Below are 25,999 nucleotides of genomic sequence, written 5' to 3' on the forward strand. Positions count from 1 at the left end.
TCAGGTATTTTAATTACCCAATCGTCACCGTACAATGCTTGACCGGCTTCTGCCCGTTCAGCGTGGTATATACGCCCGTGCTCTCGCCCGCCTTGCCGGTTGCCCAGACTCTGTAGTAATAATCGTTGCCGATCTTTGCCACAAACTGGGTCTTCAGCACGCTGCCGTTGCCGACCGTGAAGCTCGGGGCAAGGTTGTCGCCATTCACAACAGTCATCTTGAAGCAGTACGCGCTGCCTCTTCTCAGGGTAAAGCCGACCGTCGTATCGGAACGGACGGAGGCATTCTGCACAACGCTCTGCGCCGCGTTGACAACCGGGCTGGTTGTTGCGGACACCGTGCCGGCGCTGCCGTACGCATTGGAGGAACCGGAGCCGGAAGAGCTGCCGGAGCCCTTATGGCTGGTGGTTGTTTTGATCTTGAGGCCTTCGTCCGCCGCGTTGACAAGATCCATTGCCTGCGCGATCTTTTCACCGGTGGCATCCGGATCTTCCAGAACACCCTTCGCCAGGTTCATCGCCGCCTTGAAGGCCGCGACGCTGGAATCGGTGTACTTGCTCAGATCCTTATTGGCGAGTGCGTTAAGCAGGTCTTCCAGCGCCTTCTTGTCCGGCGTCCTGCGCAGGCCCGCAATGGCTGCCGCCAGATCCTCGGCCGCCTTGTCGACGACCTTCTGACTCGCGTCTTCCGCAACGTTCTTCGCCGCCTCAAACGCCTTGCTGAAGGCGTCCTTGCCGTCCTCGAGGTACTCGTCCAGATTGATCTGTTCGGCTTCTGCGATCAGCATATCAAGCGCGGTGCGGTCCACTGTGTAAGTAAGCGCCATCAGGGCCTTATACAGACTCTCGCACGCCGTATCGATGTCGTTCTGCAGCGCCTCGTCGTCCGCTTCTACCTCTCTGGCCGCTTCCAGCGCCTCGGTCATCGCGCTCCAGCTTTCCGCTGTGTAGTTTTCTTCGATGAGGGTTTCCGCCGTTGCAATCTTTGCGCGCAGGTCGGTCTTGTCGCCCGGCTTGAATGCAAGATAGTGGAGCATCTTCATCAGGTCTTTCCAGGCCGTATCGATCTGCTCCTGCGTCGCTGTCGGGTCGTCCTGCACATCGGTTGCCGCTTCGAACGCCTGCATGAACCTCGTCTTGACAGGCGAGACCAGCGCGTCCACATCGCCCTCGTCGATGCGCTCCTGCGCATAGGCGATCACGGTGTTGAGCGTGTTCCGGCTGACCAGCTCAAAGGCAAAGCGGAGGTTCGGGTTCAGGGTATCCATGTTGAAGGAATACTCATACTGAACGCCGCTGATCATCAACGGCGTTTCGTCGTTGATTGTGACGGAACGGAAGGTCTGGCCTTCCACTCTCGGAACAAAGGTCAAATTGAACGGCGCGCCGTTCGCCACATCGGTCTCTTTATACTGGCCGATCAGGTCCGCGAGTCTCTGCGGCTCGCCGTTGACGGTCAGTTCCACATTCTTGCTGTAGGTTACGACCAGGTCGGCGGTCTCCGGTGCGATCTGGCCAGCCACATGGACCGTGCCGTCCGTCAGGTCCGCGCCGATTTCGTCGCCGCTGGCCGGCAGAATGATCACGCCGCTGAGCTCGATGGCGTAGTCGCCCTCTTCCAATCCTTCCGCCGCGGTGAAGTTCGCGGTAAACAGGCTGTCCACATCCGCCGGCAGGCCGTCCAGCGTATCGGCGTCATAGACGACGGTCGCGCTGCGGGTCTCAGGATGGATGCCGAAGGTCAGGGGGCCATTCAGTCCGTCCGCCGGAACGATTCCGGTGCAGTTCAGGCCCTCCGGCCAGGTGAAGGTCATCTGCATGACATAGACCGGCTCGCTGAGCTGTGCCAGGCCGCCCATGGTCTGCTGCACGGCAAAGCTGCTGCCGGGCACAACGGTCTCCGGCGCCTTCATGCCGATGGTTACGGTTTCCTTCGGCTTCTCCGTCACTTTGACGGTCACGGAAGCCTTGAGGTTCGTCGGGTTTTTGACGCCCGGCATCATGTTCAGCGTGCCGCTGAGGGTATAGGAGCCGATCTCCAGCTGATAGCCGGTGCTGTCCCAGGTGACGGACAGCGTCGTTTTGGTTTCATCCGCCAGGACGACGGCTGCTTCCTTCGGCAGTTTCAGATCCGCGAACGCGGTGCCGGCCGATGCGCCGACCGCCTCCATTTCCGCCACAGACGCAACCGCCTGCGCGGTGTTTTCGCGGGCGTTGGAATTGATCCAGAAGCCCTCGGTGCTGCCCGCCGGCAGGGAAATGCGCACATAGCGCGCCACGCCGGAAACCTCGTCGTTGGTCACCGTGCCGGCCTCGCTGCCGCTGAGCCGGTCGACCGCCGTGGTCCAGGTCTCTCCGTCGGTGGAGAGCTCGATGGCATACTGATGGGAACCGTCGTTGTTCCAGGAAAGCTGTACATTGCTCATCTTGTACAGGCCGCCCGCGTCAAAGAACCACCACGGGGAAGCGTCGTCCGCCGCGGGAGTCCAGTACTTCGCCGGGTCGCCGTCGTTGCCGTAGGACGGGTCGCTGCCCTCTGCGGAGGAACTCGCATAGGCGGGCACACCATAGTCAATGCGCTCGTCGTCCGCCGCCGGTACGCCATAAGCGCAGAACTCGGCGATTTCCACCCAGTCTCTGCCTGTGGTTCCCGCGGTCAGGTTGTTAACGCGCAGATGGCGGACCGTCTCATCGATATTGAGCGTTGCGATCTTATCGGTACCGCTGTATTCCGTGATGTTCTTCCAGGTGGTTCCATCCGTGGAGCCCTGGAGGGTAAAGGCATGCAGCAGGTCGTCCGCCCACAGGAATTCAACCGTTACCTTATCAATCTGATAGGTTCCGCCCAGGTCTACCTGCCAGGAAGCGGATCCTGTCGCACCGTTAGTCCAGTGGGTGGAAGAATCGCCGTCCACCGCATCGGAGGCATGCGTGCCGGAGCCTTCCTTGCTGGCGGTCGCTTCTTTCCCCAACGCCACGTTGGTGGAGCCGCCGAAGCCACGGACCTCCAGCAGGCACGGCCAGATATTGGAGGCCGGGCAGTTGACATAGACGCGGACATAGCGGCAGTTCGCCTGGATGTCCTCCGTCACCTCTTTAATGTCTTCCGTATTGGTGCTGCGGTCCACAACCACGTCCGCCTGGGTGATGTCCGGGCTGTCGGAAATCGCAATCTGGTATTTATAGTTGGTATTCATCTCGAACAGGATCTGCACCTGATCCAGATAGGTGGTTTCGCCCATATCGACCTGCCACCAGTGCGGGCCGACGGAGGAATCGCTGCTGTTGGTGACCTTTGCGCACCATTTGGTGGCTTCGTCGCCGTCGTTCGCACGGGACGCCGCTTCCACGCCCAGCGCGCTGCTGGTGTTTTCGCTGCTGGCCGTGACGTCCTTCTTCAGGAACAGGTTTTCCTTGACCGGACCGACCGGCTGCTCATATTCGCTCTCATCCGCGTCGCCGCCGTTCGGAACGGCCGGCAGGCCCTCCACGGTCTCGGTCGGAATGGTAATGGATGCGCTCTCCAGGCCGTCCGCCGTCGCGGTCAGCGTGATTGCGCCTTCGCCGCGCTTGCTTCTGACCCAGACGCCCATCTGGCCGCCCAGCACGGAGGTTTCCTTGCCGCCGATGACCAGGCCGGGACCGTCGATGCTGAAGGTAACGTCGTTGTCCGCGGTGTTGACCACGGTGCCGTTTTCATCTTCTACATTGATCCAGACCAGCTTGGCGGTGCTGCCGTCCAGCTTGAGTGCCGCGTCGTTTTCCGCCTGCAGGGCGAGCTTCTTTGCCGCGCCCGGCGCTTTGCGGATATACTCCGCGGATTCTTCGCCGTTGATATATCCAACCGCCGTAAGGGTGCCCTGTCCCGGCGTATAAGCGCTCAGGTCAAAGGTAAACGGCGGGTGCTTGAGGTTTTCGGTGCTGATGTACTTGCCGGAAGAGGAACTCGGATAGCCAACGTGGCTGCTATCGCCATGCGGTCCCCACATCTGCGTATCCGGGGTCTGTTTTCCGACGGACACGCCGTCCACAAACAGCTCCACTTCGTCGCAGTTGCTGAAAACGCGGACCTGGTTCGGGGAATCGGAAGCCCAGGTGTTGGCGATGAAGGCCATTGGGCCGCTCTCGACGCCGTACGCGCTCAGGTCGACGTCCGCGTCGCGCTGGCTCTGGAAGAAGTATGCGCTGAACTTCGGAATGCGGTAGATGTCCACCACGCCGCAGTAGGTAAGCGTCTGGGTGTCAAAGCCCGCATAGTCCGCATACTGCCAGTAGGCGTACGCGCCGCCCCATTCGAAGCTGCGGTTGAACGCCAGGGATTCCTGGGCGTTGTCGCACTGGATCAGCATGCCCTCGTCTCCGCCCTTCCACTTCGTATGCGCCGGCTCGCGGGTCACACGGGTGGAGGAGGTATAGCCGCCGTAGTTCCAGTCGCCGTATTCACTGACGATGGCCGGCAGGGTCGGATTCTTGGCGGCGTCGTTCATCACGTTCGCCTGCGGGGTGCCCACGCCCATATCAAAGGTTGTCCAGAATTTCCAGCCGCTGGTGTAGATGCGGGAATCGCCGTCCGCCGGATATTCTTCCTTTGCGATGCGGTTGATTTCCGTCGCCCACGCCTGGTTGTAGCCGCTTTCGTTGAGGCTCGGCTCCCACGCGACGATGGAGCAATAATTGCGGTTGGCGTGCATCATGTCGCGCAGCTCCTGGTAGGTGCTGTTTTTAAAGCTGTCCGTGTTTGCAAAATTCTGCCAGCCGGAGAGGCAGTCGATTACCGCAACGCCGTACTTATCGCACGCGGCGTAGAACGCCGGGGCATGCGGATAGTGGGACATGCGGATAAAGTCGAAGCCGTACTCCTTCAGGCGGCGGACCTCTTCAAAGATCGCGTCGTCCGGCTGGGCGTTGCCCAGCATGCCGGTCTCGGAGTGCAGGTTGGCGCCGGAAAGCTCCACGAATTCATCGTTGATGTAGCAGCCGTCGCGCTTCCACTCCACCTTGCGGATGCCGTAGGTGGTTTCCACCGCGTCGCGGACGGTATCGCCCGTCTTGACGGTGGTGCGCACGGTGTACAGCTCCGGGGTGTTAATGGACCAGAGGCGCGGGTTCGCAACGGTCAGCTCCTGCACAAAGGCATGGCTTTCCCCGGCGGAAACCGTCTGGGTGTCTTCCTTCTGCGCAACGACGGAACCGTCCTCGTCAATGAGTTCTGTCAATACCGTGGCGGTTTCCTCCGCCGCGCCCTCGTTTTTGACGTCGGTCTGCGCCTTGACGGTCGCGTTTTCTTTGGAGACGGACGGCGCGGTCAGGAAGACGCCGCCGCCCGCGGCTTTGTTTTCATAGACGGCGTCGCTGATATGGAGCGTATCCGTCGCGGTGATATATACATTGCGATAGAGGCCGCCGAAATACTGGAAGTCCGGGTTGGTTTTGCCCGGCGCAAACGCGGAATTCGGCCGTGTGTCGATGCGGACCGCAATGACGTTCTCTTCGCCGTAGCGGACCTTGTCGGTAATATCGATCACAAATGAGGTGTAGCCGCCCTGGTGGGTCTTGACGCTTTCGCCGTTGATCCAGACCTCGGACGCCTGCATGGCTGCTTCAAAGGTCAGCAGGAGCTTCTGGCCCTGCATTTCCTGGGAAACGGTAAAATGCTTGCGATACCAGAAAACCCCCAGATCCCTCTGATGATAATTTTCCGGGGTATAGTGGATGGTGCTGTGCGGCAGATTGACATACAGCCAATCTTCGTCGCTGAAGTCCTCCGCCTCCGCCCCCTTGACGTCCCCTTTGCGGTACCGCCAGTCGTTATTAAAGTTGATTTTCTCTCTGCCCGGCTCGGCCTGCGCCGCCAGCAGCTGTACGCCGCTGCCCTCGCTCGCCGCCGCCGCCAATACGCCGGGACCCACAACCAGGGAACCCAGGACCATCATTGCGGCTAACAGACAGGCTGTCCACTTTTTCCAAATAGATTTCATACTCTTTCTCCTTCCGTTTCGGATCTGCCAATCTTTCCTTCTTCTACTTGAGTGAAATCTTCCCCCTTTCCTCCTAATGCAGCATCACAGCAATCAAAACAGACGCTGCGCCCAAACGACGCGGCGTCTCTCCTCCCACATGCACGCCACCGGCCTCTACCGCGGACGGCGCCTCCTCCTCAAGCGACGCTCGTTGATTCTTTTCTCGCAACTTATAATCTATCTAAAATTGCTCAAAATCTTTGCACATACGGGTATATCTATATCTTAAATTTGCATCGTCTGATAATCCATACAAAATTCTTCGATAAACCATCAAATTTTTTTAAAGATTTCATTCATGAAACAAATGTCCATATTTTTGGGAGGATCATCCATATTTTCATTTTAAATATTCAATTTCTCTTTCGATGCCGGCCCGCATGCCTTTAAAAATCTTAGCCGGGCCTAACAGCCGTCAAACCGCTTGACAAACCCATTGCGGCATGGTAGGATAAGGCCATGGTTAGCAAACGCTAATCAAATGGTTGCGCGGCAGGTCTGCGCTTTCTTTTTCAGCTTTTGTTAGCATATGCTAATCTTCATTTGGGAGGAGATGCAAATGGCGTGTTCCATTGAGGCACTTCTGGCGCGCAACTGTGCGCCCGCGCTGGCTGGGATCAAACCGGCAAACCTGTTCGCCTGCCCAAGGGAAGAAGTTCGGGCGCTGCTCGACTACCGCCCGCTGCTGGCACAGAAAGACATATCCGCGCGCTGTTTATGCGCGTGTAAAAAACGCTTTCTGTTTTTGGTTTTCCGGCCTCGCATGCTGGAACACCGCCTGTCCCAAACCGGTGCAAGGGATTGCCTGCGCGCCTTCTCCTATCCGGAAAACGCCTCTCTGGACGCCCTGTTGGACCGTCTGGCCCGCCGGGTCCGCACAGAGCCGGATTTTCCCCATGAAATCGGCCTGTTCCTGGGTTACCCTCCGGAGGATGTGGCCGGCTTTATCCGGGAAAAGGGCCGCAACTGCAAATACAGCGGCCATTGGAAGGTCTACGGAGACCCGGCCCTGGCAAAACGCCTGTTTCGGGCATACGACCGATGTACGCAATTTTTCTGCGGCGCTCTGGAACGGGGCGTTCCGTTTTCCCGCCTTTTGCAGGCGGCGCCCGCCGTATAATTTTCTTACCTATATAAGGAGGCTGTTCATATGAGCAAAGCAGCAATTATCTATTGGACCGGCACCGGAAACACCGAAGGAATGGCGAATGCCATTGCAGAAGGACTGCGCGCCGGAGGCGCGGAGGCCGACGTTTTTGCCGTATCCGACGCGCCCGCGCTGGACGCATACGAAAAGGTGGCCTTCGGCTGTCCCGCCATGGGCGACGAGGTCCTGGAGGAAGCCGAATTCGATCCGTATTTCTCCGCGGAGGAAGCGAAGCTCGGCGGCAAAAAGGTCGCCCTGTTCGGCTCCTACGGTTGGGGCGACGGACAGTGGATGCGCGACTGGCAGGACCGGGTGTCCGTCGACGGCGCGCTGCTGTTTGAAGAAGGCCTGATGGCCAACGGCGCGCCCGACGAGGCCGTATGCGCCGCGTTTGGCGAACGTTTCGCCGCATTTTAACTTACTTACAAGGTACTCCATACAGATATATTTTCTTCCTTTATCACAAAAAAGGCGCGCTGCCATGCCACGGCGCGCCTTTTTTGCGTCTGTTTGCCAGCGCCATGTGAACATCGCCACTAAACAAAGCAATACAGCTCCTGTTTTTCAGCAATTTTTACAAACCTCCCGTCATTTGCCCCTTTTTGAAAAATATGGATTGACAAACACGAGTTAGCAGTTGTAAACTAAATATTGCCAAAGGGGATTAGCAAAAGCTAACCCCTAATACACAGCCCATAAGTTAGCTAAAGCTAACATTTTTAAAGGAGGCGCCGGTATGAACGCGAAACAAGCTGCTGTACCCTGTCCGATCCCATCTGTGCATGCGCCCACAGGCGCAAGCGTGATGCTGATGCCGCTCGCCATGGCGGAAACGGGAAAAACCGTTCTGGTAAAAACCATCCGCGGGAAAGACGAGGTCCGTCATTTCCTGAACAATCTCGGCTTTGTGGAAGATGCGGAAGTGTCCGTCGTCTCCGAATGGAACGGCAATCTGATCGTCCATATCAAGGGAACGCGCATCGCCATCAGCAAAGCCATGGCCAGCCGGATTTTAACGGCTTAACGCGATCAACAGGAGGGGAACCATTATGAAAACACTGAAAGACGTCAAATGCGGACAGACGGTCTCCGTCACCCGGCTCAACGGCGCGGGACCGCTCAAGCGCCGCATCATGGACATGGGGATCACCAAAGGCACACAGATTCTGGTGCGCAAGGTCGCGCCTCTGGGCGACCCGGTGGAAGTCAACGTGCGCGGATACGAGCTTTCCATCCGCAAGAGCGAGGCGGAAAACATCGAAATCGCCGAATAATCCAGCATCATTTGTTCCCGGGGCTGCGCGCCCTACAGTTAGCGATGGCTAATATATAGAGTTACGAGGAGGAATCCCAATGCGTATGAAAATCGCGCTTGCCGGCAACCCGAACTGCGGCAAGACCACCATGTTCAACGACCTGACCGGCAGCAGCCAGTACGTGGGCAACTGGCCGGGCGTCACGGTAGAAAAGAAGGAAGGAAGGCTGCGCGGGCATAAGGACGTCATCATCACCGACCTGCCCGGCGTCTACTCCCTCTCCCCCTACACGCTGGAAGAAGTCGTCACCCGCGACTATTTAATCAACGAAAGGCCGGACGCCGTCATCGACCTGGTGGACGGCACCAACCTGGAGCGCAACCTTTATTTGACCACACAGCTTCTGGAACTGGGACTGCCGGTGGTCATCGCGTTGAACATGATCGATCTGGTGCGCAAAAACGGCGACCAGATCGACACGCAGAAGCTCGGCGCGGCGCTGGGCTGTGCAATCATTGAAACAAGCGCTTTGAAGGGAACCGGTTCCATGGAGGCCGCCCAGAAGGCGATTGCGCTGGCCAACAAAAAGCAGGCCGCCAGGCCGAAGCACCAGTTCTCCCCGCCGGTGGAAGAGGCGCTTTCCCACATTGCTTCCCTGATCGACGGTTCCATTCCGCCCGAACAGGCCCGCTGGTTTGCCGTCAAGCTGTTTGAGCGCGATGAAAAAGTACAGGCCGCCTGCAACTTCCCTGCGGACGTCATGGAAAAGATCGACAACGCCGTTTCCTCCGTGGAGAAAGAACTGGACGACGACGGCGAAAGCATCATTACCAACGAGCGCTATACATACATTGCACAGCTCATGAAAACCTGCGTCCATAAGAAGGCCAGGGGGCTGACCACCAGCGATCGGATCGACCGCATTGTCACAAACCGCTGGCTGGCGCTCCCGATCTTCGCCGTCATCATGTTCCTTGTTTACTATGTATCCGTCTCCACCGTCGGCACCATCGTGACCGACTTCACCAACGACACGCTGTTCGGCGAATGGATTCAGCCCGCCGTGGGCGGCTGGATGGAAACCGCCGGCGCGGCGGACTGGCTGACCGGCCTCGTGGTCGACGGTCTGATCGGCGGCGTGGGCGCGGTGCTCGGCTTTGTGCCGCAGATGTTCATCCTGTTTTTCTTCCTCTCCATTTTGGAGGACTGCGGCTACATGGCGCGCGTCGCGTTCATCATGGACCGCATCTTCCGCAAGTTCGGCCTCTCCGGCAAGAGCTTTATCCCCATGCTGATTTCCTCCGGCTGCGGCGTGCCGGGCATCATGGCCACCAAGACCATTGAAAATGAAAAAGACCGCCGTATGACCATTATGACCACCACTTTCATTCCCTGCGGCGCCAAGCTGCCGATCATCGCTCTGATCTTTGGCGCGATGTTCGGGACGGAGCAGGGCGGCTGGGTCGCCCCGCTGTTCTACTTCCTCGGCATTGCCGCCGTCATCCTCTCCGACATCATGCTGAAAAAGACCCGGATGTTTGCGGGCGATCCCGCGCCGTTCGTTATGGAGCTGCCGCAATACCATCTGCCCGCGCCCAAAAGCGTGCTGATTCACATGTGGGAACGCTGCCGGGCCTTCATCATCAAGGCCGGTACCGTGATCTTTGTCGCCTGCGGCGTGATCTGGTTCCTGAGCAACTTCGGCTGGGCGGACGGCGGCGCGTCCTTCGGCCTGCTGGACATGGAGGACCCGCTGGTCAACCAGATGGATTTCAGTATCCTCGCGTATATCGGCAACGCGGTCGCCTGGATCTTCGCACCGCTCGGCTTCGGCACCTGGCAGGCGACCGTCGCCACCGTTTCCGGCCTGGTGGCAAAGGAGAATGTGGTCGGTACCTTCGGCGTACTCTTTGGCCTTGCGGATGCGGGCGAAACGGACCCGGGCCTGTGGACGGCTGTTTCCGGTATGCTGCCGCTGCTGTGCACCAAGCTGTCGTTCCTCGCTTTTAATCTGCTGTGCGCCCCGTGCTTCGCGGCGATCGGCGCGATCAAGCGGGAAATGGCCAGCGCCAAATGGACGGCATTCGCCATCGGCTACCAGTGCGTCTTTGCCTATGCGGTCGCGCTGATGATCCAGCAGTTCGGCCTGCTGATCGCCGGCGCGGGCTTCACCGTCGGCAGCGCCGCGGCCATCGTCGTACTTCTGCTACTGCTGTACTTCCTGTTCCGTCCAGCGCCGGACCGCAGAACGGCCCTGCGCCGCGCAGCGGCACAGGCTTAAAAGGAGGACATTATGCTTGCAACCATTCTGATCAGCCTGGTCTTAATCGCCTTGTTCGTCCTGGCAATCCGCTACGTGATGAAAAAGGGAACCTGCGGCTGCGACCATGAAAAATCCGGCGGGTGCGGCGGCAGCTGCGCACACTGTTCCCATTGCGCGCCCGCGGCAAAGCCGAAAAGCCCAACCGACGCCTTCTGGGCGGAAAAGGATCTGAAATAATCCATCCGGCAGCAGCTGACTGCACGAAAGGGGAAACGTCCGTGCTCTCATCCGGAAAAAAGCGGTACTTATTCGCCATTTACGAACTCGGCCAGGAGGGCGCGGCCGTGCGTTCCAAGGATATCGCCGTTTCCCTGTCCGTCAAACGCCCCAGCGTTTCCAAAATGCTGGGGAACCTGGCGGAGGACGGCCTGATCGAGAAGGAATACTACGGAACCGTCACCTTCACCGCGGAGGGCGCGCGCCTCTCCAACCGGCTTTACACCAGCTATCTGCTTCTGTATGGGTTCTTCCATAAGCGGCTGGGTTTGCCGGAGCCGGACGCCCATCACGACGCGGTCGTCTGCCTGTGCAATTTATCCGACGGCGGCGTTGACCGCCTGTCCGGTCTGATGCTGGAAAATTCATAACGCCATCCACTTCCATTATTTTTACAATCTGATCTATCTCAAATCAAACGAAGCCGCCGGGCCGTTTCTCATGGAAGCGGTCCGGCGGCTTCGTTCGCGTGTTTCCCGATTTCCTTTCTTCCTGTCTGAAAAATCGACTTTTTATTGCCTGTCCGCCCCGATTATGCTACTATGTTAAAAAAGGAGGCGACAAAATGGGTGAATTGACAAAACTGCCAAACATCGGCAAAATCATGGAGGAACAGCTGCTGCGGGCGGGAATTCCCACCCCCGCCGCACTACAGGAAACCGGAAGCCGCGAAGCCTGGCTGCGCATCCAATCCTTTGACCCGTCCGCCTGCTACAACCGGCTGTGCGGATTGGAGGGGGCCATTCGGGGCATCCGCTGGCACGATCTGGACGCGGATACCAAAGCGGACCTGAAAGCCTTTTACCAGGCACACAAGCTGCCGTAAACGGGAGGTATTTATGAACTTTACCAATAAAACCTGTGTGGTCACCGGCGGGGCGAACGGCATCGGGCGGCGTCTCACGGAACGCTTTTTGGAAGAAGGCGCGCGCGTTGCGGTGATCGATCTCGACAAGACCGCGGGAAACCGACTCGCCGCCCGGTTTTCCCCGGACCGGTTCCTTTATTTCCCGGGTGATCTTGCGGAACAGGCCGTTCTGGAGCGGTTCTCCGCCGCGGTGCTGGAACGGTTCCAGCGGGTGGACTGCCTGATTCACAACGCCTGCCTCAGCCGCCGGGGGCTTCTGTCCGGCTGCTCATACGCAGATTTCGCGTATGTCCAGCGGGTGGGCGTGATCGCCCCGTACTATCTGACCAGCCTGTTCCGGGAACATTTTGCCCCGGGCGCGTCGGTCGTCAACATCGCCTCTACGCGCGCGGTGATGTCGCAGGCCGACACGGAGAGCTATACCGCCGCGAAGGGCGGCATCCGCGCGCTGACGCACGCGCTCAGCGTCAGCCTGTCCGGGACGGCGCGCGTCAACTCCGTCAGCCCCGGCTGGATCGAGACGGCGGGCTATCACGCGGCGGGGGAACCCGCGGCGGAGCATTCCCGGGCAGACCGCATGCAGCATCCCGTAGGCCGGGTGGGCAAACCGGATGACATCGCGGACGCGGTGCTGTTTCTCTGCAGCGATCGCGCGTCGTTCATCACCGGGCAGGACTTAACGATCGACGGCGGTATGACAACGCAGATGATTTACCACGCGGACTGCGGCTGGTCCTACGATCCGGAGGAACGCACATGACGCGGCGGGAATGGGTTGATTTCTGCCTGACCTTTCCGGACGCCTACGAGGACTATCCGTTTGACGACGACAACTGGACGGTGCTGCGCCACCGGTCCAACCGGAAAATCTTTGCCATGCTCTATGAGCGCGGCGGGCAGCTTTTTCTAAATTTAAAATGCGAACCGATGCGCGCGGAACTGCTGCGGGGCGCTTACCGGGACGTGACGCCCGGCTACCACATGAACAAGGAGCACTGGAATACCGTGCTGTTGGACGGCGACGTCCCGCGGGACGAAATCTGCGATATGGTCGCGCACAGCTACGGGATCACCCGGCCCAAACAGCGAAAAAAGAGAGGGAACGCACCATGACGGAACTGGAAAAAATGGAACGCGCTAAAATGTACATCAATAAGCTGGCAAACGGCATCGACCCCATCTCCGACGAGGAGATACCCGACGACGCCGTGCTCAATCAGGTGCGCCTTTCGCGGTGCTTCTTCTATGTGGAGACACTGCTGGACGGCGTGATCTCACGGGAACGCCGGGCGATTGAACCCAAAAAGCCGCGCAGAAAAGACCTGCCGCTGTTCTCGCTGACGCCGGAACAAAAGCAGCAGGTCGCTCTGACGCAGGAACCGCTCTCCATCAGCCGCTTTGCGGCAGCCGTCAACGCCGTGGCGGATCTGGAAACCATGCAGAAGCTCAAGGCCACGGACCTGACCGCTTGGCTGGTCCGCAAAGGGCTGTTACAGGAGAGCATCCGGAACGATAAACGCTATAAGGACCCCAGCCCCGCCGGCAAGGCGATGGGCATCACCTCTGAATGGAAGGACAGTTTCAGCGGCGGCCACTACCTGCACATCCTCTACAGCCGCGAGGTGCAGGACTTTCTGCTGGACAATCTGGAGACCATCGTGACGGAAATGCAGGGCGAGGACGCTCAGACCTCTTCCAGTGCGGACTGATACGCTTCATAGGTGCGGTCGTCAAAGCAGACCATCTGCACCGTTTCGATCTCGGTGGGATTTTTGCCCCACTGCTGTATGGTGCGCACGGCGATCCGCGCCGCGCGGTCCAGCGGGAAGCGGTATACGCCCGTGCTGATGGACGGGAACGCCACGGTTTTGCAGCCCGCCTGCTCCGCCAGCTCCAGGCAGGAGCGGTAACAGCTTTCCAGCAGCGCGTCCTCCCCGTCCTGTCCGCCGCGCCAGATGGGGCCGGGCGTGTGAATCACACAGCGGGCGGGCAGGTTGTAGCCTCTTGTAATTTTTGCCGACCCGGTTTTGCAGCCGTTCAGCAGGCGGCATTCCGCCAGCAGCTCCGGGCCCGCCGCGCGGTGGATGGCGCCGTCCACGCCTCCGCCGCCGAGCAGGGAGGTGTTCGCCGCATTGACAATGGCGTCCACCGCGCAGGTGGTGATGTCTCCGCGCACAATTTCCAATTTCATTTTCAATTTCCCTTTCTGAGAACGGCCCATGGGCCGTTTTTTCTTTAATCATACCGATTCCAACCGAAAATTGCAATCGCCGCACGCTGTATTCGGGTATTGAAAACATTTTTTAATCGCGTTATCATAATACCATCAGACCAAGTATGAAAATCGGGAGGAAACGACATGCCCCCAAAAATTATACTCAGCGCGGACAGCACCTGCGACCTGAGCGCGGAGCTGAAGGAACAATATCAGGTACACTACTTCCCCTATCACATCGTTTTGGACGGCAAATCCTACACGGACGGCGTAGATATCACGCCCGACGACCTGTACCGGGCCTACTGGGACAAAAAACTGCTGCCGAAAACGGCGGCGATCAGCACGGGGGAATTCTACGAATATTTTAAAAAATGGGTGGACGACGGCTATGAGGTCGTCCACATCAATCTGGGCTCGGCGCTCTCCGCCGCACACCAGAACGCGCGCATCGCCGCAAAGGACCTGGGGCATGTGCATGTGATTGACTCCTGCAATCTCTCCACCGGCATGGGCCTGCTGGTGATCGAAGCGGGCGAGCGCATCCGGCAGGGCATGCCCGCGGAGCAGATTCAGCGGGAGGTCTCCGCGCTGGCGGCGCATTCCCACGCCAGCTTTATTCTGGATACCCTGCAATTCATGCATGCGGGCGGGCGGTGTTCCGCTGTGACGGCGCTGGGCGCAAACCTGCTCCACCTTAAGCCCTGCATCGAGGTGGACAACCGCAACGGCGGCGCGATGGGCGTGGGCAAAAAGTACCGCGGCGGTCTGGAGAAGGTACTGCCGCAATATACGCGGGATAAGCTGGCCAACCGGGACGACCTCCGCCTGGAGCGGTTGTTCATCACGCACTCCGGCATTTCGCAGGAGCTGATCGAGCTGGTACGCCGCACGGTGCGGGAAGTCGCGCCGTTCCGGGAAATCCATGTGACCCGCGCCAGCTGTACCATCTCCTGCCACTGCGGCCCGAACACCCTCGGCGTGCTCTTTTTGACGGCCGGCCACGGCAGCACCGGTGGAACCGGATGCGAATGAAACGCCACATCGGGCCAAAGGTGAAAGAATCCCCTTTTCTGCCCACAGCCAATACATTCCCCACAGCTCATGATGAAAAAAGCGCCGCGCATCCAGAGTCAGAAGCCGTTCCGTATGCCCATCCAAACGGCGATTCAGCGGAAAACGGGGCGGAACCGGCGCCCGCTCCACCCAAATTTCCCTGCCCATGCTGCGGCTGCCGCACCCTGCCTGTCCCGGCGGCGGACGCCATCGCATACATCTGCCCGGTGTGCTTCTGGGAAAACGACGTCTTTCTTTCCCGGGAAGACGAGCCGAGCGACGAGAACCACGGCATGACGCTTCGGGAAGCGCGGGCCAATTTCAGGCAATTTCATGCCTGTGATCCCCGGTTCCTGCGGTATGTACGCGCCCCAACTGAAGAAGAACAGAACGCATAAGGCCCGTTCGTCTCCGGATGGAAACCGGCAGGCGGAACCCTGTTATGTAATTTATGATATATGAAAACGGCGGAGAGCTTGAAAAAAGCTTCCGCCGTTTTTTATTACAGGAAGAAAATCGTTTGGATTTTCCACCTATGAACGTAACGAAAAATTCTTTTCCCGCTTGGTGAACTGAAAAGCACGCAAAAACCGGAAAAACACAGTTATTTTTTATTGCCTGGAACTGAAAAAGCGGCTTGAATCTTCTCTCAGCTTCTTATGAGAACGTTCACAAAGCCGCATGAAATCAGGCTTTCTTCAAAAGTGATTGTCAGACCCTTCAATCTCTTTACCAGACGTTTGAGCAAGTTAAGCGCCACAATCCCTCCTTTCATCAGATGCACCTGGTTCACCAAACCGAAAGTTAATAATTATATAAACTCAACTATTACAACCTCATTTCCATCAATGTCGCTTAAACGGACCTCGTAAGTTCCCCAATCATATCTGACAGCCTCAGAAAGCAGAAGCCCTTTTTTCTTTAAGTATTCTATTGTTGAATCAAGATTTTCTGTTTGAAAAACAAAGGATTGATGTCCAGTCGGCTGTGCATTGAATGCTTTGCAATCCCATATACAGAGAGTGGGGGCATTTTCTATAAAGCCCAAATAAACCCCATTTGAATCGTCCCCATCCGTTTTAATAACGGGTATTTCTAATACCTGTTTATAAAACTCAATCAGTTCTTTTGCCTGCTCAGAAAAAATATTTGTACAATAGTATCCTGTTATCATATTCTCTACCTCCAGAAATAGAAGTCATTTTCGATTCGCCTTTTCCGCCAAATGCGTATACACAACAGATTTCCAGCCTCCGGACGCAACAAAAATCCTTATCTGCCGGAGCAACCGAAAAGCGCTCAGAAGCCGGGAAATGCGGCTGTTTTTTATCGGTCGGAGCGCCCCTGATATTCGCTGCGGATAATTTCGTCCATCTCTTCCGGCATCTCTTTACAACCGCCCATCAACCACATTTTTACAATCGCGTTGAACCCGCATCTGAAAAACTCAATATGGTACGCGATATGCCGGTTTGAAAAATACCGCTGCGCTTGATGGACGTCATACAGTTTTATTTGGTATTGATTGTCATAACCGAGTTTAAAATAGGTGCGGTAGAATAATGGATTCTCTTTTATGTGGCGAAACAGTTTTAAATAGTCGTCGCTGTTAAACCCCTGTGTGGTCTCCGGCTCATAAAGACGGTTTACCTCTTCTTCCAGGTGCTCTCTGACTTTGTCCGCCAGATCGTAAAGATCGACAAAATTGGCATAAAAAGTGCTCCTGTTTAACCCGCTGGCCTTGCAAATGTCCGACACCGTTATTTCGTGCAGCTCTTTTGTTTGCAGGAATTCAATAAAGACCTTTTCGATGCGCTCCACGGATTCACGCCGCCGCCGGTTGTTTTTTGTATTCACGTCCTTCCCCCTTTTATTATTCCAACACTTGTATGAAAACTGATGATTGTTTTCCCATTTAACGAACAGTATACTACCATTAGATGCAACCAACAACTGTTGATTTAATCACTAAGGAGGTATTTCCAATGAAAAAAAGCAGTTTTATCGCAATGGTGCTGGGGACCGCAAGCGGGATGCTGTTTGCACTTGGCATGTGTATGGCGCTTATTCCAGAATGGGACATGTTTCAACCGGGGATTCTGTTCGGCTGCGCAGGCCTGCTTCTCGGCCTGATTACCCTCCTCATATGGAGAAAAATGGAGCACAAAGCGCCGATCCGGATTTCCGGAAAAACGGTATGTGCCGGTCTTCTCGCCGTTGCCGGCGCGCTTATGTTTGGCGTCGGGCTGTGCCTGAGTATGGTATGGGGCCAGATGTTCCTGGGCATCGTCCTCGGATTTCTCGGCATTGGCGCTCTGCTCTGTTTGGTTCCCCTCATAAAGGGCCTGAAAGAATGAGTTTAAAGCAAACCATTATGGAACGAATCGAAACGCACGCCATTGGTACGCGCATCGTCAGGGAACGGCGGTATCGAATCGTTTTAACCGCCGCGTTCAGCCTTTCTCTGAATCTTCTGTACGCTTTCTACCACGGCGCTCTCGGGATCGTCCGCCAGTCCCTGTGGTTCACTACCATGTGCGCGTACTATACTATATTGGGTACCATGCGTTTTTCAGCTGTCCTGTGCGCGCATCGAACGCGTTCCACATCTTCTGTTGATACAGAATACTTTGTCAGGAAGCTGTCCGGCATCCTGCTGATTTTATTAAGCGTTGTTTTAACGGGCGTGACCTATCTCAGTCTGTCGCAAAACATCGTGCGTAAATATGATAAAATCACCATGATTACCATTGCGACCTATATCTTTTATAAGGCGACGATGGCTGTGATCCACGCCGTTCAGTCCAGAAAACATCCCGCTCCGCTTCTGGCGGTCATCCGCACCATCGGGTGCGCAGAGGCGGCGGCGTCTGTTTTAACTTTGCAGCGTTCCATGCTTGTATCCTTTGGAACAATGGGCAGTACGGACGCGCATCGGATGAATCTGCTGACCGGCGTCGCCGTCTGCCTGTTTGTTTTTGTGCTCGGAATCGCAACTGCGGCCAGAGGCCGTAAGAGAAAGGAGCAACCTGTATGCCAAAATCAAAACTTGTAACGGCAAACGAAAAAATCGCGGAAAAAGTCGTCGGCGCTTTTGAAAAAATAGAGGAGTCCGTCGTAAGCGGATATGTCAAAATTGAGGACGCCTTTGTCGACCGCTGCCTCACAAAAGACGGCGAAACCGTGGAAGAAGCCAAAAAACGCCTGAAGGGCCTGTAACCCCCTTTCCGCCGCTCATCGCCCGATGAAAACGGTGCTACAAAAAATTGACTTTTATACGATTTAGCTTTAGACTATGGTCAAACACCTTGGGCGAAAATGGGCAATAAAAAATAATTATAATCTGTGAGGTCATTGAATGGAACATCTTGAGGTGATTCCAAATAAAGGGATCGGGCCACTGCGGTTAGGAATGTCAGAAAAAGAAATATTTTTTGCTCTCGAACAACTGCGTACCAAATGGACAAGTACGTATAAAAGTAATATATCAAAAGCTTCTGATACGGATCCCTATACAAGATATCAAGACGGCTCGTCATTTTTTATGGTGCGATATAAAAACAATAAAGCCATCGAAATTGCTGTTGACTATGAGCTACGAGAAAAAATGATTATAGACATTTACGGAATGGATGTCTTTAATACATTAGCTGAAGAGTTAGTGTCAAATCTGAAAAAATACAGCACCTGCACTTATGACATGGAGGACGAGCAGCTTAGCACAAATTATGAATTTGAAGAGATCGGCGTCCGCCTTTGGCGTGAAGATGCTTTTCACCCCAAGCTTTTCTTAGATGAGTCATATATGAATGAAATGAAATTGGTAATTGAGGAACAGCAAAAATATTTGTATTTTCAACTGATTGCTGTTAAAAGCTTATAAATTTCCGAGGTTTGGGATCCGACCCCAACAAGCGTTTTGCAGGAGTGTATATACTCCTGCACGGCCTGCCACGATTGTTTTGTATGGGATCAGTTTGTATATTGGCCGATTTACCGCCCGTATTTACTAAAGTATTATAAAGGTTTGCAGAAACAAGAAACCGTTTTTAACTATGCTGCTCTTAATTTGACTTTTACGAGACGCCGCTATAAAACATAAGCATATATACCTTGATAATCATATGGCAACGCCGGACAAGGCTAAAATGCCTTGTCCGGCGTTGCTATTATTTATTATTTGATTACAGTTCAATTACCTTCGGCTCAGAGGTAAATGAATAGATGGTAGCAGTACCGCGTTCATAATAAAATACGGTCATCAGATTATCGTCAACCGTGTACATACTGCTCAAAGCAGCCTTGTTATCATCCATCATGGACACTCTTGCTTCCCGGCGCGTGTCCTCTTTCACTTCACCTTCAACACGAATCCATGTACCCTTATGCATCCCACAGATTTCAACTTTTCCATTTTGCTTCATCTGCTGGTACACCTTTTTCTGATTGTTTGTAACGAAATAGAGTTTGCCCTCAAATTCACAAACCGCACCGAAGGGACGTACATGGGCCTGTCCATCCTCACTTGTAGCAAGATAAAAAGTGCCGCATGACTTCAAATACTCCAAAACTTCATTCATGATAAAAACTCCTTTCAAATTGTGGGTTGCGTTTTTTCTGTTTGCAAGTATAATTATATATCGCACGAGCGATAACACAAGTACGATATTTAATGATACTGGTATCAGAAAGGAACGTGCATATGGCAAAAAAAGAATTGTTTGGGCTATGTCCTTATGTAACGGCGCAAAAGGTGCTTACTGGAAAATGGTCTATGTATATCCTATATCTATTAACTGACGGGCCAATACGTTTTAACGAGTTGCAAAGACGTATGCCGGAAGAAATGACACATACCACTTTATCAAGGCAGTTAAAAACGCTTGAAGACGAAGGGTTGATTGTTCGCATTGAATATCAACAGATCCCTCCTAAAGTTGAGTATCAGCTAAGTGAAATCGGTGAAAAATTCAGAAAAGTTCTATCCGTTCTTGAAGGGTGGGGAAATGAGTACATAGCATACTTAAATGACGTTAAGAAAAGCCAGCACATAATGTCAGTGAAATAGACGCACAATTTCTTCAAGCCTCTTGCAGCCTTCTGAAATGTCCCTCAAGTTAAGGGCTATTTCAGTAGAGCGCCCGTAACATATCATCAACAGCTCTGTCCTTCCGGTTTTAAATGCACTCCGGTTCACCTGGCAGAAAAATATTTTTTGTTACATTCACATGTGGAAAATCCAACGATTTTCTTGCTGCAATAAAAAAGTCCACGACGGTTGCATGAACCTGTCGTGGACTTTTATTTATATTTGTTTTAAATATACCTTGACAGATGAGGTATATATGAGTATAGTATATCTTAGAAAGTGTGGTGAGTGCAATGTCCATTACCGCAGATATGATCCGGGGGCATACGGACACGATCATCTTACGTGAGCTTCTGGATAAGGACAGCTACGGCTATGAGATCAACAAAGCCATCCAGGAAAAAACCGACAACCAGTACGAGCTGAAGGAAGCCACCCTCTACACCGCGTTCCGCCGGCTGGAGCAGGCGGGATACATCCAATCCTATTGGGGAAACGAAACCACCGGCGCGCGCAGGCGCTATTACACCATCACGGAGGAAGGGCGCGCACTGTACCAGAACGCAATCGCGGACTGGGCGCATGCCAAACTCCTGATCGACAAACTGATTTTATAACAGAAAGGCTGATATTGATGATTGACAGAATTCGTGCTTATCTGGACAACGCCTTTGAAAACGCGCCCAAGACCCGCCGGATGGAGGATCTGAAGGAAGAGCTGTTCTCCAACCTGGTGGAGAAATACAACGACCGCCTCAAGCACGGCCTCTCCGAAGAGGACGCGTACAACACGGTCATCCGGGGCATCGGCAACATTGACGAGCTGATCGACAGCGTGCGGGAGCCCTCTCCCCTGTCTCCCGCGCCGGCACAGGAAACCAGCGCGCGCGCCATCCGCACGGCGGTCGCCGTGGCGCTCTACATTATGAGCCCGTTCCTGGTCATCCTGATCGACAGCAACGCCGGGATCGGCGCCATGTTCGCCGCCATCGCCGCGGCGACCGGCCTGCTGATTTACAACGGCATGACACGTAAAAGCTATGTGCGCACGGAGGATACGATTGTGGAAGAATTTAAAGAATGGCATGTGAAAAACAACCGGCAGCGCGACGCGCTCAACGCGTTTAAAGGCGCGTTTTGGAGCATCACTGTCGCCATCTATCTGCTGGTCAGCTTTATTTTCGGTATCTGGAGCTTTTCCTGGATCATCTTTATCATTGCCGTTGCAATTGAGAACATTGTAAAAGGCATACTGGCATTAAAGGAGTGAAAATCATGAGCAAGACTGCTGCAAAAGTGATTATCGGCATCTGGAGCGTCATTCTGGTTTTCTGTATTGCGGTGTTTGCCTTCTTATGCGTAAACGACGGCTGGGGCAACCGCTGGTTCTGGCACTCCTCCCGCTACAACGGCGACTGGTCGTACGTCCAGCTCAGGGAACAGCGCATTTCCGAAAACGTCGATTCCCTGGATATCGACTGGAAAGGCGGCGACGTCATTTTTTATGAAAGCGACGATTCCACCGTTAAAATCGTGCAGCGCGGCGTCAAAAACACGCCGGAGGAAGAATTCTTCAACTTCTCCGTCAGCAACGGCAAGCTGAAGATTCAGGACGGTAAACGTACGGCGGGCCTGCGTATCTTCCCCTTCTCCTTTTCCATCGGCTCCGACCTGGACGTCTACCTGCCGCAAAAGACGTACCAGACACTGGCCGTCAGAACCATAGGCGGGGACGTCAGCCTGCAGGAATTCAACGCTTCCGTTTTGGAATTGAGTTCCACCTCCGGCGACCTCTCCGTGAGCGGCGAGTACACAGAGATGACGCTGGAAAGCACCAGCGGCGATCTGGAGTGCTCCGCCGTGCAGACCGACCGGCTGGAGTTCCAAACCGTCAGCGGAGAAGCATTATTCAAAGGCCGCGCCGGGCAGATCAACGCGAACAGCACCTCCGGCGACCTGAGCTTTAAGGTGGAGGAAATGCCGGAAAGCGTGTCGGCGCACACGGTGTCCGGAGAAATCATCTTTGCCCTTCCGGAAAACGACGGATTCTCCGTGGAGTTCCACAGCGTTTCCGGCGACCTGTACAGCGATTTCTGGGACCGCACCGACCGGTACAACACACAGTACAAGGACGGCGGCACCCAATTTGACCTGAGCACGACCAGCGGCGATGTCCGTATCCACAAGAGATAAATGCGGCCTCCTGCCCATTGATTTGCCTTTATTTTCTTTTCCACAAGCATACATGGATCAAATCGTGGCATTCTTATGGGGAAATCAAGAATCACAGGAGGAACCCGCTATGAAATCCACCTTTTTACATGCCAACCTGAACGTCTTTGACCTGGAAAAAAGCCTCGCGTTTTATCAAAAGGCGCTGGGCCTGACGGAATGCCGCCGCAAGGAAGCGCCGGACGGTTCGTTCATTCTGGTCTATCTCTCCGACGGTACAACGCCGTTCGAGCTGGAGCTGACCTGGCTGCGGGACCGCACCGCGCCATACAATCTGGGCGACAACGAAATCCACCTGGCGGTCCGTGTGGAGGACAAAGCGGCGGCATACGCGCTCCATCAGGAGATGGGCTACGTCTGCTTTGAGAACCACGATATGGACCTCTATTTCATCAACGATCCGGACGGCTACTGGATTGAAATTCTGGACCGCTGACGGCAGCAAACCCTTGACGGCGTTCTCCCCGGCATGGTAAAATAAAAGCCAAGGGAATGAAGTTCTCCCCTGGCGATATGCCTGAACCGCTGATAAAGCTGATGACTTCTGTGATTTTAGATCGCAGGAATCATCGGCTTTTTTGTTTCCTGCGAAAAAGAGGAGTGTTTTTATGTTACTCAGTCTCGCGTTGGTTTTCCTCTGCGGCATGGCGCTGGCCGCGGTCTTTGAAGCGCTGCGGCTTCCCAGGCTGCTGGGGATGCTGCTCACCGGCATCCTGCTGGGCCCGTTCGCGCTCAACTGGATTGCGCCGGCGCTCTTGTCCATCTCCGCGGACCTGCGCCGGATCGCCCTGATCATCATTCTCCTGCGCGCGGGCCTTTCTCTGGACGTCGGCGACCTGAAAAAGGTCGGCCGCCCCGCCGTCCTGATGTGTTTTGTCCCCGCCTGCTTTGAGATCGCGGGCATGGTCCTGCTCGCACCCAAGCTGCTCGGCGTTTCCGTACTGGACGCTGCCATCATGGGCGCCGTCGTGGCGGCGGTCTCCCCGGCGGTCGTGGTGCCAAAAATGCTGGACCTGATGCAGAAGGGCTACGGCGTGGAGAAGAGCATCCCGCAGATGATTCTGGCGGGCGCATCCGTCGACGACGTATTCGTCATCGTCCTGTTTACGGCCTTCACCGGACTGGCGCAGGGGACGCAGCTTTCTCCCGCCGGCTTTGTGCAGATTCCGGTTTCCATCCTGCTGGGCCTGTTGGCGGGCGTCGCCGCCGGACTGCTTCTCGCGCTGTTTTTCCGGCGCGTCCATCTGCGCGACACCGTCAAGGTTATCCTGCTGCTATGCATCGCGTTCCTGCTGGTCACGGCGGAGGACAAGCTCAAAGGGACCGTCCCATTTTCCGGCCTGCTGGCGGTGATGAGCCTGGGCATCGCCCTGCAAAAACGGCGCGCGTTCGTCGCGGACCGGCTGTCCGCAAAATTTTCCAAGCTGTGGGTCGCGGCGGAGGTCCTGCTCTTTGTTCTGGTCGGCGCGACCGTAGATATTCAATACGCGGTCTCCGCCGGAGCCGCGGCCATCCTGCTGATTTTCTGCGTGCTGGCGTTCCGCATGCTTGGCGTCCTCTGCTGCATGCTGCGCACGCGCCTCAATTGGAAAGAGCGCGTTTTCTGCATGATCGCCTATCTGCCGAAAGCGACCGTCCAGGCGGCCATCGGCTCCGTCCCGCTCGCAATGGGGCTCCCCTGCGGAAAAATCGTGCTGACGGTCGCCGTCCTCGCGATTCTCATCACCGCCCCGCTCGGCGCGTTCGGCGTGGACAGGACGCACAAGCATCTGCTGCAACAGAATCCGGAGGAATCGGAAGCCGGTTAGGCGCAGCGCCCCTTCGCCGTCCTGTTTTGCCGCGTCCGCTTCCAGAGCAGCCGGAACAGGTACAGCGCCAGCAAAACGCCCCAGGAAAACGCCTCGGCATACGCGATCGTCCTATTGCCGCAGAGCGGAACCATCGCATAGGAGAGCAGGATCCGGCATACCAGCGACGCAATTCCCGCGATGCTGGAATAAAGCACGTCGCCCAGCCCTTCCAGATACCCCCGCACCGCCGTCGCAATGCCGTACACCGCGTAAAAACTGGCGATCCGCTGGAAAAAGTCCCGTCCGATTTCCGTCGCCTCCCGTCCCACGCCAAACATGGCGATTAAATACCCGCCTGTCGGGATGACCAGCGCCGTCAGCAGCAGGGAACCCGCCGCCATCAGGGCCGTGCCGACCGCAAAGATCTTCCGGGCGCGTTTCCTCTGCCCCGCGCCGTCGCTTTGCGCAACCAGGGTGGAAATGCCTGAACCGAGATTGATAATCGGCAGCAGAATAATGGAGTCGACGCGGTACGCCGTGGTGATCGCCGCCACGGTCTGCGTGCCGAACCCGTTCATGAAGTTTTGCAGCAGCAGGCCGCCGAACGCGCTGACGCTGGACTGGATCATCGGCGGTATGCCCAGCCGAATCCCCTGGTACAGCGCCGTCCGGTGCAGCGCCCCCTTCCCGAGGCGAAAGCGCAGCAGGGGATGCTTTTTTACGGCATAGACAATCAAAAAACATGTCATCGCCGCCTGTGCAAGCACCGTCGCCGCGGCCGCGCCCGCGACGCCCCAGCGCAGCCATGCGACAAACAGGAGATCCAGCCCAACGTTCACAACCGAAGACACCAGAATGGCCAAAAACGGCGCGCGGCTGTCTCCGGTTCCCCGCAGCGCGGCGGAATAGACATTATATACGGCAAGGAACGGCACGCCTGCAAAAATGATTTGCAGATAGTCTTCCGCCAGACCAATCGTATCCGGCGTTGTATGCAGGAGATGCAGCAGCGGGGAGGACAGCCAGACGCCCGCCGCCGCAAGCAAAAGAAAAACGGCCCCCAGCAGCACGGAAAAGGTCGACAGGATTTTTGGAATCGCGTCCGTCTCCCCGCCGCCGTGCTTCTGCGCAAACAGGATGGCAAGGCCGAGCGTAAAGCCGGTGATCGCCATCAGGTAGAAGTTGACGACCGTGCCGGTCGCGCCGATCGCCGCCAGCGCCCGTTCGCCCTCCACATTGCCGACGATGAACGCGTCCGCCCAGTTGTAGAGCTGCTGCAGCACGCCGCTCAGGATCAGCGGCAGGCTGAATCTGAGCAGGACGCAGGCGATGCTTCCCCTGCCGTTTTGTTCAATTTGTTTTGTGCGATGCATTCTTCCACCCCTCAAGCCCTGTTCCACCGGCGGCGTTTCGTTTTGCCCCGCCGCATGTAAGCAAACCGCGCGAAAACAAACATTCCTTCTTCTCCGGAACATCCGATCCGCAAAAAAATACCGCATGCAACATCAGCCTTGCATACGGTAGGTGCTCACCCGATTTCCCCATTTTTTGCTACTATAACACAGCTTTCCAACAAATGCAAATACCGGCGGGGAAAAGCCGCAGACCTTCGTTTTCTAAATATTCAAGCCCATGCTAACTGCCAAACATTCGCTTCACTTTCCCTCGCACCCTGTCGTTCAATATACGCAGGCTTTGAATACGCAATCCTGATTTCCGCGGGGAAAATCGGTATGCAATCTTTCTTTCCCCATCCAGCGTTCTCTTTTTAACACAGACAGCGCCCCG

29 protein-coding genes and 1 riboswitch are annotated in these 25,999 nt (G+C 55.8%); of the genes, 23 read left to right on the forward strand and 6 right to left on the reverse strand.

Annotated elements, in window-relative coordinates; translation table 11 throughout:
* Positions 1-13: 13 nt before the first annotated feature.
* Positions 14-5,977 carry a discoidin domain-containing protein gene (locus tag I4V53_RS06705; RefSeq protein ID WP_195984789.1) on the reverse strand — a complete coding sequence of 1,988 codons (5,964 nt, stop codon included), beginning with the start codon at positions 5,975-5,977 and terminating at the stop codon, positions 14-16.
* 601 nt (positions 5,978-6,578) lie between these two features.
* Here I4V53_RS06705 and I4V53_RS06710 point away from each other — a divergent pair.
* The 11 genes from I4V53_RS06710 (at position 6,579) to I4V53_RS06760 (ending at position 13,538) form a co-directional block, all read left to right on the forward strand.
* The gene (locus I4V53_RS06710; RefSeq protein WP_195984790.1) at positions 6,579-7,139 is read left to right on the forward strand and encodes a DUF3793 family protein; all 561 of its coding nucleotides are present in this window, start codon (positions 6,579-6,581) and stop codon (positions 7,137-7,139) included.
* 30 nt (positions 7,140-7,169) lie between these two features.
* Positions 7,170-7,583, forward strand: coding sequence for a flavodoxin (locus I4V53_RS06715; RefSeq protein WP_195984792.1), 414 nt, complete (start codon positions 7,170-7,172; stop codon positions 7,581-7,583).
* A 319-nt stretch (positions 7,584-7,902) separates the two neighbouring features.
* A complete protein-coding gene (locus I4V53_RS06720; protein ID WP_286167059.1) occupies positions 7,903-8,190 on the forward strand; it encodes a FeoA family protein in 288 nt (95 codons plus the stop codon).
* A gap of 25 nt (positions 8,191-8,215) precedes the next feature.
* Entirely contained in the window at positions 8,216-8,440 is a 225-nt protein-coding gene (locus tag I4V53_RS06725) for a FeoA family protein (RefSeq protein ID WP_195984794.1), read from the forward strand.
* Positions 8,441-8,519: 79 nt separating this feature from the next.
* Positions 8,520-10,703 (forward strand): ferrous iron transport protein B, encoded by a 2,184-nt coding sequence (gene feoB / locus I4V53_RS06730; protein WP_195984796.1) that lies wholly within the window; start codon positions 8,520-8,522, stop codon positions 10,701-10,703.
* A gap of 12 nt (positions 10,704-10,715) precedes the next feature.
* Positions 10,716-10,922 carry a FeoB-associated Cys-rich membrane protein gene (locus tag I4V53_RS06735; RefSeq protein ID WP_195984799.1) on the forward strand — a complete coding sequence of 69 codons (207 nt, stop codon included), beginning with the start codon at positions 10,716-10,718 and terminating at the stop codon, positions 10,920-10,922.
* Positions 10,923-10,963: 41 nt separating this feature from the next.
* Positions 10,964-11,332 carry a metal-dependent transcriptional regulator gene (locus I4V53_RS06740; protein ID WP_195984801.1) on the forward strand — a complete coding sequence of 123 codons (369 nt, stop codon included), beginning with the start codon at positions 10,964-10,966 and terminating at the stop codon, positions 11,330-11,332.
* A 194-nt stretch (positions 11,333-11,526) separates the two neighbouring features.
* Positions 11,527-11,787: a TfoX/Sxy family protein gene (locus I4V53_RS06745; protein ID WP_195984803.1), complete on the forward strand. Its 261-nt coding sequence runs from the start codon at positions 11,527-11,529 to the stop codon at positions 11,785-11,787.
* 13 nt (positions 11,788-11,800) lie between these two features.
* The gene (locus I4V53_RS06750; RefSeq protein ID WP_195984805.1) at positions 11,801-12,589 is read left to right on the forward strand and encodes an SDR family oxidoreductase; all 789 of its coding nucleotides are present in this window, start codon (positions 11,801-11,803) and stop codon (positions 12,587-12,589) included.
* The gene (locus tag I4V53_RS06755) at positions 12,586-12,942 is read left to right on the forward strand and encodes an MmcQ/YjbR family DNA-binding protein (RefSeq protein WP_195984807.1); all 357 of its coding nucleotides are present in this window, start codon (positions 12,586-12,588) and stop codon (positions 12,940-12,942) included. The genes I4V53_RS06750 and I4V53_RS06755 overlap by 4 nt, the downstream gene beginning before the upstream one ends.
* On the forward strand, positions 12,939-13,538 hold the full coding sequence (locus I4V53_RS06760) for a hypothetical protein (RefSeq protein WP_195984809.1): 600 nt from the start codon (positions 12,939-12,941) through the stop codon (positions 13,536-13,538). Before I4V53_RS06755 ends, I4V53_RS06760 begins: the two co-directional genes overlap by 4 nt.
* Here I4V53_RS06760 and I4V53_RS06765 read toward each other — a convergent pair.
* Positions 13,514-14,020 carry an O-acetyl-ADP-ribose deacetylase gene (locus I4V53_RS06765; RefSeq protein WP_195984811.1) on the reverse strand — a complete coding sequence of 169 codons (507 nt, stop codon included), beginning with the start codon at positions 14,018-14,020 and terminating at the stop codon, positions 13,514-13,516. The genes I4V53_RS06760 and I4V53_RS06765 overlap by 25 nt on opposite strands.
* Positions 14,021-14,188: 168 nt before the next feature.
* Here I4V53_RS06765 and I4V53_RS06770 point away from each other — a divergent pair, with 168 nt between their 5' ends.
* Complete coding sequence (locus tag I4V53_RS06770; protein WP_195984813.1) at positions 14,189-15,079, forward strand: DegV family protein; 891 nt, start codon at positions 14,189-14,191, stop codon at positions 15,077-15,079.
* A complete protein-coding gene (locus I4V53_RS06775) occupies positions 15,070-15,498 on the forward strand; it encodes a CPCC family cysteine-rich protein (RefSeq protein WP_286167060.1) in 429 nt (142 codons plus the stop codon). The genes I4V53_RS06770 and I4V53_RS06775 overlap by 10 nt, the downstream gene beginning before the upstream one ends.
* 413 nt (positions 15,499-15,911) lie before the next feature.
* Here the strand turns inward: I4V53_RS06775 and I4V53_RS06780 are convergent, their stop codons facing one another.
* Together I4V53_RS06780 and I4V53_RS06785 are read right to left on the reverse strand one after the other, a co-directional pair.
* Complete coding sequence (locus I4V53_RS06780; protein WP_195984815.1) at positions 15,912-16,274, reverse strand: VOC family protein; 363 nt, start codon at positions 16,272-16,274, stop codon at positions 15,912-15,914.
* Positions 16,275-16,426: 152 nt separating this feature from the next.
* Positions 16,427-16,957 (reverse strand): TetR/AcrR family transcriptional regulator, encoded by a 531-nt coding sequence (locus I4V53_RS06785; RefSeq protein WP_195984817.1) that lies wholly within the window; start codon positions 16,955-16,957, stop codon positions 16,427-16,429.
* A gap of 128 nt (positions 16,958-17,085) precedes the next feature.
* On the opposite strand from I4V53_RS06785, the gene I4V53_RS06790 reads away from it, so the two are divergent.
* From I4V53_RS06790 to I4V53_RS06805, 4 genes are all read left to right on the forward strand, one after another.
* Positions 17,086-17,457, forward strand: a complete 372-nt coding sequence (locus tag I4V53_RS06790) for a hypothetical protein (RefSeq protein ID WP_195984819.1) — start codon at positions 17,086-17,088, stop codon at positions 17,455-17,457.
* The gene (locus I4V53_RS06795; protein ID WP_195984821.1) at positions 17,454-18,155 is read left to right on the forward strand and encodes a hypothetical protein; all 702 of its coding nucleotides are present in this window, start codon (positions 17,454-17,456) and stop codon (positions 18,153-18,155) included. Before I4V53_RS06790 ends, I4V53_RS06795 begins: the two co-directional genes overlap by 4 nt.
* Entirely contained in the window at positions 18,134-18,319 is a 186-nt protein-coding gene (locus I4V53_RS06800; RefSeq protein WP_195984823.1) for a hypothetical protein, read from the forward strand. Before I4V53_RS06795 ends, I4V53_RS06800 begins: the two co-directional genes overlap by 22 nt.
* A gap of 139 nt (positions 18,320-18,458) precedes the next feature.
* On the forward strand, positions 18,459-18,983 hold the full coding sequence (locus tag I4V53_RS06805) for a hypothetical protein (RefSeq protein ID WP_195984825.1): 525 nt from the start codon (positions 18,459-18,461) through the stop codon (positions 18,981-18,983).
* A 301-nt stretch (positions 18,984-19,284) separates the two neighbouring features.
* Here I4V53_RS06805 and I4V53_RS06810 read toward each other — a convergent pair whose 3' ends face one another.
* Positions 19,285-19,680, reverse strand: coding sequence for a pyridoxamine 5'-phosphate oxidase family protein (locus tag I4V53_RS06810; RefSeq protein ID WP_195984827.1), 396 nt, complete (start codon positions 19,678-19,680; stop codon positions 19,285-19,287).
* A gap of 122 nt (positions 19,681-19,802) precedes the next feature.
* Here I4V53_RS06810 and I4V53_RS06815 point away from each other — a divergent pair, with 122 nt between their 5' ends.
* The 6 genes from I4V53_RS06815 (at position 19,803) to I4V53_RS06840 (ending at position 24,229) form a co-directional block, all read left to right on the forward strand.
* The gene (locus tag I4V53_RS06815; protein WP_195984830.1) at positions 19,803-20,168 is read left to right on the forward strand and encodes a winged helix-turn-helix transcriptional regulator; all 366 of its coding nucleotides are present in this window, start codon (positions 19,803-19,805) and stop codon (positions 20,166-20,168) included.
* A 314-nt stretch (positions 20,169-20,482) separates the two neighbouring features.
* Positions 20,483-20,806 carry a PadR family transcriptional regulator gene (locus I4V53_RS06820; RefSeq protein WP_195984832.1) on the forward strand — a complete coding sequence of 108 codons (324 nt, stop codon included), beginning with the start codon at positions 20,483-20,485 and terminating at the stop codon, positions 20,804-20,806.
* A gap of 17 nt (positions 20,807-20,823) precedes the next feature.
* Positions 20,824-21,459 carry a permease prefix domain 1-containing protein gene (locus I4V53_RS06825; protein WP_195984834.1) on the forward strand — a complete coding sequence of 212 codons (636 nt, stop codon included), beginning with the start codon at positions 20,824-20,826 and terminating at the stop codon, positions 21,457-21,459.
* A gap of 5 nt (positions 21,460-21,464) precedes the next feature.
* On the forward strand, positions 21,465-22,382 hold the full coding sequence (locus tag I4V53_RS06830) for a DUF4097 family beta strand repeat-containing protein (protein WP_195984836.1): 918 nt from the start codon (positions 21,465-21,467) through the stop codon (positions 22,380-22,382).
* A 109-nt stretch (positions 22,383-22,491) separates the two neighbouring features.
* Positions 22,492-22,857, forward strand: coding sequence for a VOC family protein (locus I4V53_RS06835; RefSeq protein ID WP_195984838.1), 366 nt, complete (start codon positions 22,492-22,494; stop codon positions 22,855-22,857).
* A gap of 43 nt (positions 22,858-22,900) precedes the next feature.
* Positions 22,901-22,975, forward strand: a riboswitch (Fluoride riboswitch).
* Positions 22,976-23,029: 54 nt separating this feature from the next.
* Positions 23,030-24,229 (forward strand): cation:proton antiporter, encoded by a 1,200-nt coding sequence (locus I4V53_RS06840; protein WP_195984840.1) that lies wholly within the window; start codon positions 23,030-23,032, stop codon positions 24,227-24,229.
* On the opposite strand, the gene I4V53_RS06845 is transcribed toward I4V53_RS06840, so the two are convergent.
* Positions 24,226-25,584: an MATE family efflux transporter gene (locus I4V53_RS06845; RefSeq protein WP_195984842.1), complete on the reverse strand. Its 1,359-nt coding sequence runs from the start codon at positions 25,582-25,584 to the stop codon at positions 24,226-24,228. The genes I4V53_RS06840 and I4V53_RS06845 overlap by 4 nt on opposite strands.
* Positions 25,585-25,999: the final 415 nt, after the last annotated feature.

It is taken from the genome of Clostridium sp. D33t1_170424_F3 (assembly GCF_015667585.1).
In the GTDB taxonomy this organism is placed as follows: domain Bacteria; phylum Bacillota; class Clostridia; order Oscillospirales; family Acutalibacteraceae; genus Anaeromassilibacillus.

What these genes read in the sequence shown, in the direction of transcription:
- I4V53_RS06830 (WP_195984836.1), top strand. Translation starts at nt 21,465, where the DNA reads ATGAGCAAGACTGCTGCAAAAGTGATTATCGGCATCTGGAGCGTCATT.
- I4V53_RS06705 (WP_195984789.1), bottom strand. Translation starts at nt 5,977, where the DNA reads ATGAAATCTATTTGGAAAAAGTGGACAGCCTGTCTGTTAGCCGCAATG.
- I4V53_RS06755 (WP_195984807.1), top strand. Translation starts at nt 12,586, where the DNA reads ATGACGCGGCGGGAATGGGTTGATTTCTGCCTGACCTTTCCGGACGCC.
- I4V53_RS06795 (WP_195984821.1), top strand. Translation starts at nt 17,454, where the DNA reads ATGAGTTTAAAGCAAACCATTATGGAACGAATCGAAACGCACGCCATT.
- I4V53_RS06800 (WP_195984823.1), top strand. Translation starts at nt 18,134, where the DNA reads ATGCCAAAATCAAAACTTGTAACGGCAAACGAAAAAATCGCGGAAAAA.
- I4V53_RS06715 (WP_195984792.1), top strand. Translation starts at nt 7,170, where the DNA reads ATGAGCAAAGCAGCAATTATCTATTGGACCGGCACCGGAAACACCGAA.
- I4V53_RS06805 (WP_195984825.1), top strand. Translation starts at nt 18,459, where the DNA reads ATGGAACATCTTGAGGTGATTCCAAATAAAGGGATCGGGCCACTGCGG.
- I4V53_RS06765 (WP_195984811.1), bottom strand. Translation starts at nt 14,020, where the DNA reads ATGAAATTGGAAATTGTGCGCGGAGACATCACCACCTGCGCGGTGGAC.
- feoB (WP_195984796.1), top strand. Translation starts at nt 8,520, where the DNA reads ATGCGTATGAAAATCGCGCTTGCCGGCAACCCGAACTGCGGCAAGACC.
- I4V53_RS06810 (WP_195984827.1), bottom strand. Translation starts at nt 19,680, where the DNA reads ATGAATGAAGTTTTGGAGTATTTGAAGTCATGCGGCACTTTTTATCTT.
- I4V53_RS06780 (WP_195984815.1), bottom strand. Translation starts at nt 16,274, where the DNA reads ATGATAACAGGATACTATTGTACAAATATTTTTTCTGAGCAGGCAAAA.
- I4V53_RS06710 (WP_195984790.1), top strand. Translation starts at nt 6,579, where the DNA reads ATGGCGTGTTCCATTGAGGCACTTCTGGCGCGCAACTGTGCGCCCGCG.
- I4V53_RS06775 (WP_286167060.1), top strand. Translation starts at nt 15,070, where the DNA reads ATGCGAATGAAACGCCACATCGGGCCAAAGGTGAAAGAATCCCCTTTT.
- I4V53_RS06790 (WP_195984819.1), top strand. Translation starts at nt 17,086, where the DNA reads ATGAAAAAAAGCAGTTTTATCGCAATGGTGCTGGGGACCGCAAGCGGG.
- I4V53_RS06720 (WP_286167059.1), top strand. Translation starts at nt 7,903, where the DNA reads ATGAACGCGAAACAAGCTGCTGTACCCTGTCCGATCCCATCTGTGCAT.
- I4V53_RS06735 (WP_195984799.1), top strand. Translation starts at nt 10,716, where the DNA reads ATGCTTGCAACCATTCTGATCAGCCTGGTCTTAATCGCCTTGTTCGTC.
- I4V53_RS06815 (WP_195984830.1), top strand. Translation starts at nt 19,803, where the DNA reads ATGGCAAAAAAAGAATTGTTTGGGCTATGTCCTTATGTAACGGCGCAA.
- I4V53_RS06845 (WP_195984842.1), bottom strand. Translation starts at nt 25,584, where the DNA reads ATGCATCGCACAAAACAAATTGAACAAAACGGCAGGGGAAGCATCGCC.
- I4V53_RS06760 (WP_195984809.1), top strand. Translation starts at nt 12,939, where the DNA reads ATGACGGAACTGGAAAAAATGGAACGCGCTAAAATGTACATCAATAAG.
- I4V53_RS06835 (WP_195984838.1), top strand. Translation starts at nt 22,492, where the DNA reads ATGAAATCCACCTTTTTACATGCCAACCTGAACGTCTTTGACCTGGAA.
- I4V53_RS06750 (WP_195984805.1), top strand. Translation starts at nt 11,801, where the DNA reads ATGAACTTTACCAATAAAACCTGTGTGGTCACCGGCGGGGCGAACGGC.
- I4V53_RS06725 (WP_195984794.1), top strand. Translation starts at nt 8,216, where the DNA reads ATGAAAACACTGAAAGACGTCAAATGCGGACAGACGGTCTCCGTCACC.
- I4V53_RS06770 (WP_195984813.1), top strand. Translation starts at nt 14,189, where the DNA reads ATGCCCCCAAAAATTATACTCAGCGCGGACAGCACCTGCGACCTGAGC.
- I4V53_RS06745 (WP_195984803.1), top strand. Translation starts at nt 11,527, where the DNA reads ATGGGTGAATTGACAAAACTGCCAAACATCGGCAAAATCATGGAGGAA.
- I4V53_RS06825 (WP_195984834.1), top strand. Translation starts at nt 20,824, where the DNA reads ATGATTGACAGAATTCGTGCTTATCTGGACAACGCCTTTGAAAACGCG.
- I4V53_RS06840 (WP_195984840.1), top strand. Translation starts at nt 23,030, where the DNA reads ATGTTACTCAGTCTCGCGTTGGTTTTCCTCTGCGGCATGGCGCTGGCC.
- I4V53_RS06820 (WP_195984832.1), top strand. Translation starts at nt 20,483, where the DNA reads ATGTCCATTACCGCAGATATGATCCGGGGGCATACGGACACGATCATC.